The organism is Shigella sp. SIG6, from assembly GCF_053555815.1.
Map to the genome: position 1 here is coordinate 1 of NZ_JBQZXC010000084.1, position 16027 is coordinate 16027.

Here is a 16027-nt window from a genome sequence, read left to right on the forward strand (position 1 = left end):
AAACAAAGACAATCTGAGTAGTACCTTCAAACAGATGCGCACTAAAGAGGAGAAATAAGATTACAGAGTTTGCCAACGTACCGATCAGGATCCAGGGTTTGAACTTACCCCATCGCGATCGCGTAACATTTACAATCCATCCCATAATCGGATCGTTAATAGCATCCCAGATCCTCGCCACCAGAAACAAAGTACCGACCAAACCCACAGACAGCCCGACGACATCGGTGTAGTAATACATGAGGTACATATACACAATGCCGATCGCAAAATCCTTCCCGAACGCTCCAAATCCATAACTGAGTTTTGTAGTCATTGAAATGCTCATAGGGTATCGGGTCGCTGTTACCAACGCCCGCCTTCTGTTATTGGTATCGTCAGAGGTGTGCGCCGGAATAAATCCCCCGGCGCAGTAGCGTTTAGTCGCGTTTTAACGGTGCAACCAGCCTGGCAGCCAGTCGCCGTGGGCGGCAATCAGGTCGTCAACAAGAGCATATATTTCGTCAATGCCCAGCACGGCGGCAGTATGCGGGTCCATCATCGCGGCGTGGTAAACACGGTCGCGATTTTCCGTAAGAATAGCTTCGGTCAGCAGCGTCTGTACGTTGATGTTGGTTTGCATCAGGGCGGCCAGATGCGAAGGTAGCGTACCGACTTTGGTCGGCTGAATGCCATTAGCACCAACCAGACAGGCTACTTCCACGCAACATCCTTGTGGCAGGTTATCAATCAAACCATCGTTACGGACGTTGCCGTAAATCACACTCGGCTCGCCAGTCCAGATAGCGTTCATGATTGTGCTGGCATATTCCCGTGACGGTTTAATATCAATCCGGGAGGCGTTTTTATACTCCTCCAGCTCTTTATGCCAGTTCGCCAGCTGCTCGACGCAGCGTTTCGGGTACTCATCCAGCGGTACTTTATAACGCTCAATCAAATCCTCACGACCTAGCTTAATAAACCACGGCGTATATTCGGCAAAATGTTCTGACGATTCCGTGACGAAGTAGCCCAGCTTTTTGAACATTTCGTAGCGCACAATATTCTGGCAGCGAGTATTACCATGAATATTTGGCTTCGGTGCCTGCCCTGCTTCATAAGCCGCCAGCAGTTCCGGGTAGAGATTCACGTAACTGCCGTCGGCGGTTTTGCGCTCCAGCTCCAGGTAAAACGCCATATGGTTGATACCTGCGCAACGGTAACGCAGCGTAGCCGGGTCGATATTGAGGTCACGCGCCAGCTCTTCCGCCGTTCCCTGCACCGAATGGCACAGCCCGACCTGTTTGATATACGGATAGCGGGCATACATCGCCCAGGTATTCATCGCCATTGGGTTAACATAGTTGAGCATGGTGGCATCGGGGCAGACTTCCGTCATGTTCTCGCAAATTTGCCACAGATGCGGAATGGTACGTAGCGCGCGCATAATACCGCCCGGCCCCAACGTATCGGCAATGGTTTGTTCCAGACCATGCCGCTTACAGACCTCGAAATCAGTCACCGTGCAAGGTTCATAACCGCCAATCTGAAATGCCACCACGACAAAATCGGCATCCTCTAAGGCTTCTTTCTGTTGGGTGTGGCAGGTGATTTTGCCGCTGGCCCCTGCTGAATCCATCAGCTTACGCACCACAATATGCGACTCTTCCAGGCGGGTGGGGTCAATGTCCATCAGGGCAATATGCGCCGTTTTCAGCGCCTCGCGATGGAACACATCACCAAGAATATTTTTAACGAAAATCGTCGAACCAGCGCCGATAAATGTAATTTTGGGTGCAGACATCATGCAGATCTCCTGGCTTGCTTGAATAACTTCATCATGGCAGGCGAATCTGCAGAAAACCTCCGGCTTCCAGGTTGAGCATTCCCATAAACTCAGCTCCTGCGTGAAGCAGCAGTAAATCTGAGTTTATGGGAATAAATTACCTGAAAAGTAGAGTTTTCGGCCTCATGATGCTCGGACAGTCCCCTCGCCCCTCTGGGAAGAGGGTGAAAACCGTGCTCCCACTCGCAGTCATCCTCCCTCACTCCTGCCATAATTCTGATATTCTAGGAAAGAGAGCCATCCATGAATACAGATACGTTTATGTGCAGCAGCGACGAAAAACAGACCCGCAGCCCGCTGTCGCTGTATTCGGAATACCAGCGGATGGAGATTGAGTTTCGCGCACCGCATATCATGCCCACCAGCCACTGGCATGGTCAGGTCGAAGTGAATGTGCCTTTCGATGGCGATGTGGAATACCTGATCAACAATGAAAAAGTGAATATCAATCAGGGTCATATCACGCTGTTCTGGGCCTGTACACCGCACCAACTAACAGATACCGGAACCTGTCAGAGCATGGCGATTTTTAATCTGCCGATGCATCTGTTTCTCTCCTGGCCGCTGGATAAAGACCTGATTAACCACGTCACTCACGGCATGGTGATCAAATCACTTGCCACACAGCAACTTAGCCCGTTTGAAGTACGCCGCTGGCAGCAGGAATTAAACAGTCCGAATGAGCAAATTCGCCAGCTCGCCATTGATGAAATTGGCCTGATGCTCAAGCGATTTAGCCTCTCTAGCTGGGAACCGATTCTGGTCAATAAAACCTCGCGCACACACAAAAACAGCGTCTCGCGCCATGCGCAATTTTATGTTAGCCAGATGCTGGGCTTTATTGCCGAAAACTATGATCAGGCGCTGACCATCAACGATGTGGCTGAGCACGTCAAACTTAACGCCAACTATGCAATGGGGATATTCCAGCGGGTCATGCAATTGACGATGAAACAGTACATTACCGCGATGCGCATCAACCACGTTCGCGCGTTACTGAGCGATACCGATAAAAGTATTCTCGATATTGCCCTGACGGCAGGCTTTCGTTCAAGTAGTCGTTTTTACAGCACGTTCGGCAAATATGTCGGCATGTCGCCGCAACAATACCGCAAACTTAGCCAACAGCGCCGCCAGACGTTTCCCGGCTAAAGACGATATCAGTATCAGCCAAAAAAATAGTTTAGCCGTCGATAATAAGCAGTGAAAATAATTTAAAATAATCACATAACGTATTGTTTATAAAACTAAATATTTCAAAAATGTTTGTTTTTCACGCGCTTTACAGCCCGAAAAGGCCGGAAGATACTTGCCCGCAACGAAGATTCCTTCATAACCGGGTAAGCAATGATGAAAGTATTAATTGTTGAAAGCGAGTTTCTCCATCAAGACACCTGGGTCGGTAACGCCGTTGAGCGTCTGGCAGATGCTTTAAGCCAGCAAAATGTTACCGTGATTAAATCCACCTCCTTTGGTGATGGTTTTGCCATTCTCTCTTCAAACGAAGCCATTGACTGCCTGATGTTCAGCTATCAAATGGAACATCCGGACGAACATCAAAACGTCAGACAATTGATCGGTAAGCTTCATGAGAGCCAACAAAACGTGCCGGTCTTCCTGTTGGGCGATCGGGAAAAAGCCCTCGCCGCAATGGACCGGGATCTGCTGGAGCTTGTCGATGAATTCGCCTGGATTCTGGAAGATACCGCCGACTTTATCGCCGGACGCGCCGTTGCCGCGATGACCCGCTACCGCCAGCAGCTGTTGCCGCCACTGTTCAGCGCGCTGATGAAATATAGTGACATCCATGAATATTCCTGGGCAGCGCCAGGCCACCAGGGCGGCGTTGGTTTTACCAAAACACCCGCCGGACGTTTCTACCATGACTACTATGGTGAAAATCTGTTCCGCACCGACATGGGCATCGAACGAACTTCCCTCGGTTCTTTGCTTGACCATACTGGCGCATTTGGCGAAAGCGAAAAATATGCCGCACGCGTATTTGGTGCCGATCGCTCCTAGTCGGTAGTCGTCGGTACTTCCGGCTCTAACCGCACCATCATGCAGGCTTGCATGACCGATAACGATGTCGTGGTCGTTGACCGTAACTGCCATAAATCCATCGAACAAGGTTTGATGCTGACAGGCGCGAAACCGGTCTATATGGTGCCAAGCCGCAACCGCTACGGCATTATCGGGCCAATCTATCCGCAGGAAATGCAACCTGAAACCTTGCAAAAGAAAATCAGTGAAAGCCCGCTGACCAAAGACAAAGCCGGGCAAAAACCGTCTTACTGCGTGGTAACCAACTGCACCTATGACGGCGTGTGTTATAACGCTAAAGAAGCGCAGGATCTGCTGGAAAAAACCTCCGATCGTCTGCACTTTGACGAAGCTTGGTACGGCTATGCACGTTTCAACCCGATCTATGCCGATCACTATGCCATGCGCGGCGAACCTGGCGATCACAACGGTCCTACCGTTTTCGCCACCCACTCCATCCACAAACTGCTGAATGCACTGTCACAGGCTTCTTATATTCATGTACGTGAAGGTCGTGGGGCGATTAACTTCTCCCGCTTCAACCAGGCCTACATGATGCATGCCACCACCTCCCCGCTGTATGCCATCTGCGCATCCAACGACGTGGCGGTGTCGATGATGGACGGCAACAGCGGCCTGTCACTGACACAGGAAGTGATTGACGAAGCGGTTGATTTCCGTCAGGCGATGGCGCGGCTATATAAAGAGTTCACCGCTGACGGTAGCTGGTTCTTCAAACCGTGGAACAAAGAAGTCGTCACCGACCCACAAACCGGCAAAACCTATGACTTTGCTGACGCACCAACCAAACTGCTGACCACCGTTCAGGACTGCTGGGTAATGCATCCGGGCGAAAGCTGGCACGGCTTCAAAGATATTCCGGATAACTGGAGTATGCTCGACCCAATTAAAGTCAGCATCCTTGCTCCGGGAATGGGTGAAGATGGTGAACTGGAAGAAACCGATGTTCCGGCGGCGCTGGTCACTGCCTGGCTTGGTCGCCACGGCATTGTGCCTACCCGCACCACTGACTTCCAAATTATGTTCCTGTTCTCTATGGGCGTAACCCGTGGGAAATGGGGGACTCTGGTTAACACCCTTTGCTCCTTCAAACGCCACTATGACGCCAACACACCGCTGGCGCAGGTGATGCCGGAACTTGTTGAACAATATCCTGACACTTACGCGAACATGGGGATTCACGATCTGGGTGACACCATGTTTGCCTGGCTGAAAGAAAACAACCCTGGCGCACGGTTGAACGAAGCCTATTCCGGCCTGCCGGTGGCGGAAATCACCCCGCGTGAAGCGTACAACGCGATTGTCGACAACAATGTCGAACTGGTATCCATTGAAAATCTGCCAGGACGCATCGCGGCAAACTCAGTTATCCCGTATCCGCCAGGAATCCCGATGCTGCTGTCTGGTGAAAACTTCGGCGATAAAAACAGTCCGCAAGTAAGTTATTTACGCTCGCTGCAATCCTGGGACCACCATTTCCCTGGATTTGAACACGAAACTGAAGGGACTGAAATTATTGACGGTATTTACCACGTTATGTGCGTGAAAGCGTAACCACTATTCCGCTGAAGGCGTAATTGTTTAAATAACATTACGCCGCCTGGCCTTAGGCCTTTTGAGTATGGCAACGTTTTCATAAAAATTGCTGCAAACAAAAATGTCATACTTTTTGCGCGGCCCCACCCCGCGCTTTTTTTTGCCTGTTATTTATCCTGTAAAAAAATATGTACATGAGAAATTACTATAAAAATTTGTAATATTAGTAAAACTCGTTATTTTTATGCATGTTTATATTCATTATACAATTATATAACCATTTCCCGGTATCGCTTTGCTTTAGCGAGAACTGGTCTTTTATTCGCACTCAGGAGTACATGTATGAGGATTTGCAGCGACCAACCTTGTATTGTTTTATTGACTGAAAAAGATGTCTGGATAAGGGTGAATGGGAAAGAACCTATTAGCCTTAAAGCTAACCATATGGCGTTATTAAATTGTGAAAATAATATTATCGACGTCTCCTCTCTTAACAACACTTTGGTTGCTCATATTAGTCACGACATCATCAAAGATTACCTCCGGTTTCTGAATAAAGATCTCTCGCAAATACCAGTATGGCAACGTAGCGCTACGCCCATACTCACCCTGCCATGCCTGACGCCAGACGTCTTTCGCGTTGCCGCGCAACACAGCATGATGCCCGCAGAAACTGAGTCAGAAAAGGAACGAACACGCGCATTATTATTCACTGTGCTATCCCGTTTTCTCGACAGTAAAAAATTCCTTTCATTAATGATGTATATGTTACGTAATTGTGTAAGTGACAGCGTTTATCAAATTATTGAAAGCGATATTCACAAAGACTGGAATCTTAGTATGGTAGCCAGTTGTTTATGTCTTAGCCCAAGTCTGTTAAAGAAAAAGTTGAAAAGCGAAAACACCAGTTATAGCCAAATAATCACCACCTGCCGCATGCGTTATGCCGTAAATGAATTAATGATGGACGGTAAAAATATCTCTCAGGTATCACAGTCCTGCGGCTACAACAGTACGTCGTACTTTATTTCTGTCTTTAAAGACTTCTACGGTATGACGCCGCTGCATTATGTTAGTCAGCACAGAGAACGCACTGTCGCCTGATTTTTAACCTTAACGAAGAGCTATATTAATAACGGCATCAGCGATAACCCGGTCGATAATAATTCAACTATCGAATGCAGGCGTATGATATGACGTAATTTATTGTCACGAAGCTCGCCTTCGCAGGAGTTTAATTATGTCTTCGGATGCTGATGCTCACAAAGTGGGCTTAATCCCCGTCACCCTGATGGTGTCGGGGAATATTATGGGGTCAGGTGTTTTTCTGTTACCTGCAAACCTGGCCTCCACTAGCGGGATTGCCATTTATGGATGGTTGGTGACGATTATCGGTGCGCTGGGGCTCTCGATGGTATACGCCAAAATGTCGTTCCTCGACCCAAGTCCTGGTGGTTCTTACGCTTACGCCCGCCGCTGCTTTGGCCCGTTTCTCGGTTATCAAACCAACGTCCTCTACTGGCTGGCCTGCTGGATCGGCAATATCGCCATGGTGGTCATTGGCGTAGGATATTTAAGTTACTTCTTCCCGATTCTGAAAGATCCATTGGTATTAACCATCACCTGCGTCGTGGTGCTGTGGATCTTCGTCCTGCTGAACATTGTCGGTCCGAAAATGATCACCCGCGTGCAGGCCGTTGCCACTGTGCTGGCGCTGATCCCCATCGTCGGGATTGCCGTATTTGGCTGGTTCTGGTTCCGTGGTGAAACCTATATGGCGGCATGGAACGTCACCTTCGGTGCGATTCAAAGTACCCTTAACGTTACGCTGTGGTCGTTCATCGGTGTGGAAAGTGCCTCCGTTGCCGCAGGTGTGGTGAAAAACCCGAAACGCAATGTCCCTATCGCCACCATTGGTGGGGTATTGATTGCCGCCGTTTGCTATGTGCTCTCCACCACCGCGATTATGGGGATGATCCCTAATGCCGCACTGCGCGTTTCTGCCTCGCCATTCGGTGATGCCGCACGGATGGCGTTGGGTGACACCGCTGGGGCCATTGTTTCCTTCTGCGCAGCTGCGGGTTGCTTAGGTTCACTGGGCGGCTGGACGTTGCTGGCGGGTCAAACGGCGAAAGCCGCTGCCGATGACGGACTGTTCCCACCGATTTTTGCCCGTGTAAATAAAGCGGGTACGCCAGTGGCGGGGCTGATTATCGTCGGTATTTTGATGACCATCTTCCAGCTCAGCAGCATTTCACCAAACGCGACCAAAGAGTTCGGTCTGGTTTCTTCCGTCTCGGTCATCTTTACACTGGTGCCATATCTTTACACCTGTGCGGCGTTACTGCTGCTCGGCCACGGTCACTTTGGTAAAGCACGCCCGGCATATCTGGCTGTTACTACCATTGCCTTCCTCTACTGCATTTGGGCCGTGGTGGGGTCCGGGGCGAAAGAGGTTATGTGGTCATTTGTCACCCTGATGGTCATCACCGCCATGTATGCGCTGAATTACAACCGGCTACATAAAAACCCGTATCCCTTAGATGCACCAATAAGCAAAGATTAATTCCCCTTAATCCAGCAAACATAAAAGCCAACCTTAAGAACTTAAGGTTGGCTTAATTTTGCTTTGCGAGCATATGCGCACTTTGTTCGATGGAAACACCGTGATGTTGAAGCGCCTACTAAAAAGACCCTCTTTGAATTTACTCGCCTGGCTATTGTTGGCCGCTTTTTATATCTCTATCTGCCTGAATATTGCCTTTTTTAAACAGGTGTTGCAGGCGCTGCCGCTGGATTCGCTGCATAACGTACTGGTTTTCTTGTCGATGCCGGTCGTCGCTTTCAGCGTGATTAATATTGTCCTGACACTAAGCTCTTTCTTATGGCTTAATCGACCACTGGCCTGCCTGTTTATTCTGGTTGGCGCGGCTGCACAATATTTCATAATGACTTACGGCATCGTCATCGACCGCTCGATGATTGCCAATATTATTGATACCACTCCAGCAGAAAGTTATGCGCTGATGACACCGCAAATGTTATTAACGCTGGGATTCAGCGGCGTGCTTGCTGCGCTGATTGCCTGCTGGCTAAAAATCAAACCTGCCACCTCGCGTCTGCGCAGTGTTCTTTTCCGTGGAGCCAATATTCTGGTTTCTGTACTGCTGATTTTGCTGGTCGCCGCACTGTTTTATAAAGACTACGCCTCGTTGTTCCGCAATAACAAAGAGCTGGTGAAATCCTTAAGCCCCTCTAACAGCATTGTTGCCAGCTGGTCATGGTACTCCCATCAGCGACTGGCAAATCTGCCGCTGGTGCGAATTGGTGAAGACGCGCACCGCAACCCGTTAATGCAGAACGAAAAACGTAAAAATTTGACCATCCTGATTGTCGGCGAAACCTCGCGGGCGGAGAACTTCTCCCTCAACGGCTACCCGAGTGAAACTAACCCGCGGCTGGCGAAAGATAACGTGGTCTATTTCCCTAATACCGCATCTTGCGGCACGGCAACGGCAGTTTCAGTACCGTGCATGTTCTCGGATATGCCGCGTGAGCACTACAAAGAAGAGCTGGCACAGCACCAGGAAGGCGTGCTGGATATCATTCAGCGAGCGGGCATCAACGTGCTGTGGAATGACAACGATGGCGGCTGTAAAGGTGCCTGCGACCGCGTGCCTCACCAGAACGTCACCGCGCTGAATCTGCCTGATCAGTGCATCAACGGCGAATGCTATGACGAAGTGCTGTTCCACGGGCTGGAAGAGTACATCAATAACCTGCAGGGTGATGGCGTGATTGTCTTACACACCATCGGCAGCCACGGTCCGACCTATTACAACCGCTATCCGCCGCAGTTCAGGAAATTTACCCCAACCTGCGACACCAATGAGATCCAGACCTGTACCAAAGAGCAACTGGTGAACACTTACGACAACACGCTGGTTTACGTCGACTATATTGTTGATAAAGCGATTAATCTGCTTAAAGAACATCAGGATAAATTTACCACCAGCCTGGTTTATCTTTCTGACCACGGTGAATCGTTAGGTGAAAATGGCATCTATCTGCACGGTCTGCCTTATGCCATCGCCCCGGATAGCCAAAAACAGGTGCCAATGCTGCTGTGGCTGTCGGAGGATTATCAAAAGCGGTATCAGGTTGACCAGAACTGCCTGCAAAAACAGGCGCAAACGCAACACTATTCACAAGACAATTTATTCTCCACGCTATTGGGATTAACTGGCGTTGAGACGAAGTATTACCAGGCCGCGGATGATATTCTGCAAACTTGCAGGAGAGTGAGTAAATGAAAATTCTGATTGTTGAAGACGATACGCTGTTATTGCAGGGACTGATTCTGGCGGCGCAAACCGAAGGCTACGCGTGCGATGGCGTGACAACCGCGCGGATGGCGGAACAAAGCCTTGAGGACGGTCATTACAGCCTGGTGGTACTGGATTTAGGGTTACCCGACGAAGATGGACTGCATTTTCTCGCCCGTATCCGGCAGAAAAAATACACCCTGCCGGTACTGATCCTCACCGCTCGCGATACGCTGACCGACAAAATCGCCGGGCTGGATGTCGGTGCCGATGACTATCTGGTGAAGCCTTTTGCGCTGGAAGAGTTACACGCCCGTATCCGCGCCCTGCTACGACGCCATAATAATCAGGGCGAAAGTGAGCTGATTGTTGGCAATCTGACGCTGAATATGGGTCGCCGTCAGGTATGGATGGGCGGTGAAGAGTTGATTCTGACGCCCAAAGAATATGCTCTGCTGTCACGGTTAATGCTCAAAGCAGGCAGTCCGGTACATCGGGAAATTCTCTACAACGACATCTATAACTGGGACAATGAACCCTCGACCAACACCCTGGAAGTGCATATCCACAATCTGCGCGACAAAGTGGGCAAAGCCCGTATCCGCACCGTGCGCGGCTTTGGCTATATGCTGGTCGCGAATGAGGAAAACTAATTGAATCTGATGCGTTTTCTGCGCCGACCAATATCGCTGCGCCAACGGCTGATATTGACCATCGGGGCCATTTTGTTGGTGTTTGAGCTGATCAGCGTCTTCTGGCTATGGCATGAAAGTACCGAGCAGATTCAGCTGTTTGAGCAGGCGCTACGCGACAATCGCAACAACGATCGCCACATCATGCGTGAGATCCGCGAGGCGGTCGCCAGCCTGATTGTCCCCGGCGTCTTTATGGTCAGCCTGACGCTATTTATCTGCTATCAGGCGGTACGCCGCATCACCCGCCCGCTGGCGGAGCTGCAAAAAGAGCTGGAAGCGCGCACCGCCGACAACTTAACGCCCATTGCCATTCACAGCGCCACCCTCGAAATCGAAGCGGTGGTTTCGGCGTTGAACGATCTGGTCAGTCGCCTGACCAGCACGCTGGATAACGAAAGGTTGTTTACCGCTGACGTCGCGCACGAACTGCGAACGCCACTGGCGGGGGTGCGTTTGCATCTGGAACTGCTGGCGAAAACGCATCACATTGATGTAGCACCGTTAGTGGCACGGCTTGATCAGATGATGGAGAGCGTCTCCCAGCTGCTGCAACTGGCGCGTGCCGGACAGTCATTTTCTTCCGGTAATTATCAACATGTAAAACTGCTGGAAGATGTCATTCTCCCCTCGTATGACGAACTCAGTACCATGCTCGACCAGCGACAGCAAACCCTGCTATTGCCAGAGAGCGCCGCCGACATCACCGTTCAGGGTGATGCAACCCTGCTGCGGATGTTATTGCGAAACCTGGTAGAAAACGCCCATCGTTACAGCCCACAAGGCAGCAACATTATGATTAAGCTGCAAGAAGATGGCGGAGCGGTCATGGCAGTTGAAGATGAAGGACCAGGTATTGATGAGAGTAAATGCGGGGAGTTTAGTAAAGCGTTTGTACGTATGGACAGCCGTTATGGCGGGATTGGTCTGGGGTTAAGTATTGTCAGCCGCATTACACAGTTGCATCACGGGCAGTTTTTCCTGCAAAACCGGCAAGAGACTTCCGGGACGCGGGCCTGGGTACGGCTGAAGAAAGATCAGAACGTGGCAAACCAGATATAAAGAAAGCTGCTGACCACCAGCACGCTGAACACGGTAGTTAAACTTTCATAAACACGGTTTTTCATTGCACTCTCCTCCGTTAACCTGGAGGAGAGTATGCGCGTCAGAGATTAAGTGAACCTTAAGAGTTCAATTGGCCTGATAAGACAGCGTCACATCAGGCCATCCGTTTCAGCTTATTCATCAATTCGCGGATGTTGCTGCACCAGGCGGGTACGTTTCGCCTGCAAATCGGCAATCTCGTGGTCAATATTATCGATTTTCTGCTCGATATTATCGTAATGCTCGACGAGAATTTCCTTCGCTTCCTGTATATCTGACGCCGCCGGTGTCGCACCTTTCAACGGACGATTTGCCGTCTCTTTCATGGTTACGCCGGTGATTAAACCAATCACCGCCACTACCATCAGGTAATAGGCAGGCATCATCAGATTCTGCGAGCTTTCGACCAGCCAGGCCGCCAGTGTTGGCGTCAGACCGGCAACCAGCACCGAAATATTAAATGCCGCCGCCAGCGCGCTGTAACGGATATGCGTCGGGAACATCGCTGGCAAGGTAGAAGCCATAACGCCCATAAAGCAGTTAAGGATCACCGCCAGCATCAGTAACCCGGCAAAAATCAGGCCGATGACGTTACTGTTAATCAGAATAAACGCCGGGATCGCCAACACAAACAGTGCAACACTACCAAGTAGCACAAACGGACGACGGCCAAAACGGTCACTCAGCAAGCCCATCACCGGCTGGACAAACAGCATACCGATCATAATGGCGATAATAATCAGCACCCCGTGGTCTTCGGAGTAATGCAGGTTATGCGACAAATAACTCGGCATATAGGTCAGCAACATGTAGTAAGTCACGTTGGTGGCAATTACCAGACCAATACATGTCAACAGGCTGCGCCAGTATTTAGTGGCAATCTCTTTAAACGAGACTTTCGGGCCATCCTGCAAACCTTCGCGGTCGCCCTGTTCCAGTTTATCAACATGCTGCTGGAACGCCGGAGTTTCTTCCAGCGCATGGCGCAGGTAAAGCCCGATAATCCCTAACGGCAGAGCAATAAAGAACGGAATACGCCAGCCCCAGTCGAGGAAGTTCGCTTCGCCGACAATGGTCGAAATTAACACCACCACGCCCGCGCCCAGCACAAACCCGGCAATAGAACCGAAGTCCAGCCAGCTGCCCATAAAGCCACGTTTACGGTCAGGGGAGTATTCCGCAACAAATATCGACGCCCCGGTATATTCACCACCGACCGAGAAACCTTGTGCCATCTTACAGATCAACAGCAGAATCGGTGCCCAAATACCAATCGTGTCGTAGGACGGTATTAAGCCAATACAGAACGTACTGATCGACATAATCACAATAGTGATAGCGAGGATCTTCTGGCGACCATATTTATCGCCCAACATACCAAAGAAGAGTCCGCCAAGCGGTCGAATCAGAAAGGGAACGGAGAAAGTGGCAAGTGCAGCAACCATCTGCACGCTGGGGTCAGCCCCCGGGAAAAAAACTTTACCTAATGCGTAAGCAACAAAACCATAAACACCAAAATCAAACCATTCCATTGCATTACCCAGTGATGCTGCGGTAATGGCTTTACGCAGTTTACCGTCATCAATAATGGTGACATCACGAAGGGTAATCGGTTTTACTTTTTTCCTTTTCAGCATAGCTTTCCTCGCAGAGTTGGCCCATTTCCGCAAACGCCAGAAAAATCAGCGCGACGGCCGCAAAAGGGGAGCGGGAATTGCAGGATGCAATCTCTGTAACAAGCGTAGCGGGTTTGCTTACACCCTCCGGTTAAGGAATGTACAATCAAACCAGTTGACGCCTGAATTGGGCAGTTAATGACCTTTTTACCCTACCAGTGTTTAAATTTGTGATCAACTTCACACATGGATTTCGTTTAGGACTCATTGATGTAACTGATTATTTACGCCAAATTTACAGAGAAGATTTCCTCGACCATTGCCCCCACCAAACGCTGCGCTGAACAGAGTCGTGGCATCCCCAGCGCGACAGTTTGCCAGCGTTGGGTCACTGACCAGCAAACGGGTTGTTTATCTGCCGTGGTCCACTTTCCCAGCCAACTTAAAAAATCAGCATGATCCCCGCCCGTCGGAACGGTCGAAGAGGCAAACCACTGATGGTAATAGTGACGCGTGGTCGGTGCCGCATTGATACTCTCTGCCAGATGTTGTGTCGCCTTCTCGCGCAAATCACCCAGCAACAACACCACCGCTTGCGGGCTTCCCAGACGGCAGGCATCGCCAAATGCACCCCAGCGCAACTCCTCCAGAACGATAAAACAGCGCCCAGGCAACGACCAGGCGTTATACGCCCCAGCACGCCAGCGGGTAAAAATTTGCTCGCTCTGATCACCTGCCTGCACCAGTAGGCCTCGTTGCGTTAACGCCTTTTCCTTCCAGCGACAACGGGCTGAAAACCACTCATACAAGGCGGCAATTTGCTGGGGGAGCTCCGGGAAAGCAGAGTGCTGGCGGTGATCCATTTTTTGCAGCAGCGCCAGATGCTGCGCGATCTGCGTCAGCGCCAGATGACCGGGATCCAGCATCGACGCCAGTTTTTCCACCATTGTCAGTCGCAGGCTAAGCGGCGCATTTAACATGCCGCCGTTCGTCCATGTCTGAAGCTGCACACGCGAAAGAAGTTCCTGCATCAGTCGTTCACGAAACTGCTGCTGATGGGCTTGAGGATGGCGGGCATCATCGCCCTGCGCCAGATCCACTAAAAAGCGCGGATGAACCGACTCCAGCACGCGACCGGGGCCGTCCAGTAACGTCTTGGTCAATATCGTTCTGCCGTGAAAAGTGTTTGAATATCATCGCGTAACAGCTGAGCGTCGGTGTAAATCCAGCTGTGAGTCATCACAGTCTGCTGCAATTGCTGCTGCATCAGCCTGACCACCGATTCATTTTGTTGACGCAGAGCCAGACTTTCGCGTAAACGCGTCTGTAATTCTGTCAAACATGAAGCGAACTCAGCGAAAAAAGTATTCATGCCTGCCGTAACAGATTCATCGACCTGCTCTGCCAGAACTTTAGCCATTTGTTGGCAATAGAGATCGACTTCTGCGCTTAATGCTCGTTGCAACACACTGTAATCAACCGTTTCTGTCGGGGATTTCTCATTTCCCCGTCCCCAGTCGGGCTGATTCAACCAGTGCGAAAAAGTCTCACGCACAACGCCTAAACGCGTGCTCTGCTCGTCCGTTGCTTCCTGGCGCGAAATGACTTCACTGAACAGCTGGCGAGTGTTGAAGTGGGGAACTACGCCGTGAAAAACAGGAAAATGAAACCCAGGACGAAACCCTGACTCGCTCAATTCCATTTTGACTTGTTGCTCAATGGGGCGAATAACATCGGTTAACACCCGGCAAAGGGTGGATTCCAGCTCGGCAAAACGCAGCGTAAAGTCGCGACTGATGGTGTTCTGCGCCGTCTGTAACAGTGTCTCACAGCGGGTACGAATCTCGCTTAACGGCTCCGAATCATCCTGAAACAAGGCGGCTAACTGCGCATTCACCGCATCTTGCTGTTGACGCAGAAAGTGGTTGGCGGAGGTCAGGGCCAGCTCGATTTCATGTTTAATCTCGCCGCTCACCTGCGCCTGATTGAGTTGCAATAGCTGCAAACTTTCTTCGACCTGATGGATATTTTGCCGCAATTGTTCACAAGCGACGTTTAACCCGTGCGCACGAAAATCCAGGTATTCCCGCGCCTGCTGCGCGTAATTCAACAGTTTATGCGCAGCAGATCGCAGAGCATACAATGAGGCGTTAGCGTAAGCGGCATGAAGCAACGCCTGAATTGGCTGGGCGAACAGCGAATCTTCCCACAACTGATCGGCAGCATGACGAATATGTTCGAGGTCCGCCAGATCGGCATGACGCCAGCGCCTGCCGAGCGCGGCATGGGCAAAATCTTCCACCCAGCGTTGTTGCTCTGGCGCTGGTAACTTACCGTTGTTGGCTAACTCATAGCGCGCCCGATTCGCCAGGTAGCCCCACATCGACGACACCGGGAATATCTGCTGTGGCGTAATACAGCCTTTCATCAGCGTCCCGGAAATCAGTGCCCGTACCTGGTCGGCGTCGTCACTGTTACGATCCTGTTGATCGAACTTATTGACCAGCACATACAGCGGCACCGATTGCCCCACCGCCAAAATCGCCTCACGGACCTCTTCATCGGAGATCGATTTCAGTTGCGTATAATCCAGCACCGCCAGTACCGCCGAGGCGCGTGCCAGCTGCTGGTTAAGCATTTTTTGCAGATGCGGTTGCCCGGCTTCATTTGGCCCGGGGGTATCCAGTAACGTCAACTGACCGGGATAACTTTCCAGCCCCGCCAGATGGACAAACTCCACTTCAATCACGGGAATATGCTCAATGGCGGCGTAAGCAGAAAAAGGAAAATCGACGTCCAGCGCCTTCGCCAGTCGCACTAAATCATTCAAACTTTTCAGACAATGAAAAATAGGCTGGGCACCCA

The 16027-nt window shown here is 50.7% G+C and carries 12 protein-coding genes and 1 pseudogene; 7 read left to right on the plus strand and 6 right to left on the minus strand.

The features are described 5' to 3' along the window. Window positions 1-328, minus strand: a 328-nt coding sequence (locus ACUU1M_RS13735; protein WP_449144676.1) for an MFS transporter, incomplete at its 3' end; no start/stop codon positions are given. Window positions 329-430: 102 nt separating this feature from the next. Further along, the gene (melA, locus tag ACUU1M_RS13740) at window positions 431-1786 is read right to left on the minus strand and encodes an alpha-galactosidase (RefSeq protein WP_000986607.1); all 1356 of its coding nucleotides are present in this window, start codon (window positions 1784-1786) and stop codon (window positions 431-433) included. A 282-nt stretch (window positions 1787-2068) separates the two neighbouring features. Here melA and melR point away from each other — a divergent pair, with 282 nt between their 5' ends. From melR to pmrB, 7 genes and pseudogenes are all read left to right on the plus strand, one after another. After that, window positions 2069-2977: a transcriptional regulator MelR gene (gene melR, locus ACUU1M_RS13745; protein ID WP_001090765.1), complete on the plus strand. Its 909-nt coding sequence runs from the start codon at window positions 2069-2071 to the stop codon at window positions 2975-2977. Window positions 2978-3175: 198 nt separating this feature from the next. Next, window positions 3176-5443, plus strand: a pseudogene (gene adiA / locus ACUU1M_RS13750) (arginine decarboxylase). A gap of 324 nt (window positions 5444-5767) precedes the next feature. Further along, window positions 5768-6529, plus strand: a complete 762-nt coding sequence (gene adiY / locus ACUU1M_RS13755) for a DNA-binding transcriptional activator AdiY (RefSeq protein WP_001217059.1) — start codon at window positions 5768-5770, stop codon at window positions 6527-6529. Between the two features lie 136 nt (window positions 6530-6665). Next, window positions 6666-7991 carry an arginine/agmatine antiporter gene (adiC, locus tag ACUU1M_RS13760; RefSeq protein ID WP_000093177.1) on the plus strand — a complete coding sequence of 442 codons (1326 nt, stop codon included), beginning with the start codon at window positions 6666-6668 and terminating at the stop codon, window positions 7989-7991. A 103-nt stretch (window positions 7992-8094) separates the two neighbouring features. After that, window positions 8095-9738, plus strand: coding sequence for a phosphoethanolamine transferase EptA (gene eptA, locus ACUU1M_RS13765; protein WP_152028983.1), 1644 nt, complete (start codon window positions 8095-8097; stop codon window positions 9736-9738). Next, window positions 9735-10403, plus strand: a complete 669-nt coding sequence (gene basR, locus ACUU1M_RS13770) for a two-component system response regulator BasR (protein WP_000697923.1) — start codon at window positions 9735-9737, stop codon at window positions 10401-10403. Before eptA ends, basR begins: the two co-directional genes overlap by 4 nt. Further along, window positions 10404-11504, plus strand: coding sequence for a two-component system sensor histidine kinase PmrB (gene pmrB, locus ACUU1M_RS13775; RefSeq protein ID WP_001052135.1), 1101 nt, complete (start codon window positions 10404-10406; stop codon window positions 11502-11504). On the opposite strand, the gene pmrR is transcribed toward pmrB, so the two are convergent. The 4 genes from pmrR to crfC form a co-directional block, all read right to left on the minus strand. Beyond that, window positions 11480-11569: an LpxT activity modulator PmrR gene (pmrR, locus tag ACUU1M_RS13780; protein WP_000797656.1), complete on the minus strand. Its 90-nt coding sequence runs from the start codon at window positions 11567-11569 to the stop codon at window positions 11480-11482. The genes pmrB and pmrR overlap by 25 nt on opposite strands. Window positions 11570-11680: 111 nt before the next feature. Continuing rightward, on the minus strand, window positions 11681-13183 hold the full coding sequence (proP, locus tag ACUU1M_RS13785; protein ID WP_000919720.1) for a glycine betaine/L-proline transporter ProP: 1503 nt from the start codon (window positions 13181-13183) through the stop codon (window positions 11681-11683). Window positions 13184-13446: 263 nt separating this feature from the next. Then, on the minus strand, window positions 13447-14325 hold the full coding sequence (locus tag ACUU1M_RS13790) for a YjcZ-like family protein (RefSeq protein ID WP_000169147.1): 879 nt from the start codon (window positions 14323-14325) through the stop codon (window positions 13447-13449). Beyond that, window positions 14322-16027 (minus strand): clamp-binding protein CrfC (crfC, locus tag ACUU1M_RS13795; RefSeq protein WP_449144677.1); only part of this gene is annotated, 1706 nt, incomplete at its 5' end. The genes ACUU1M_RS13790 and crfC, both read right to left, overlap by 4 nt.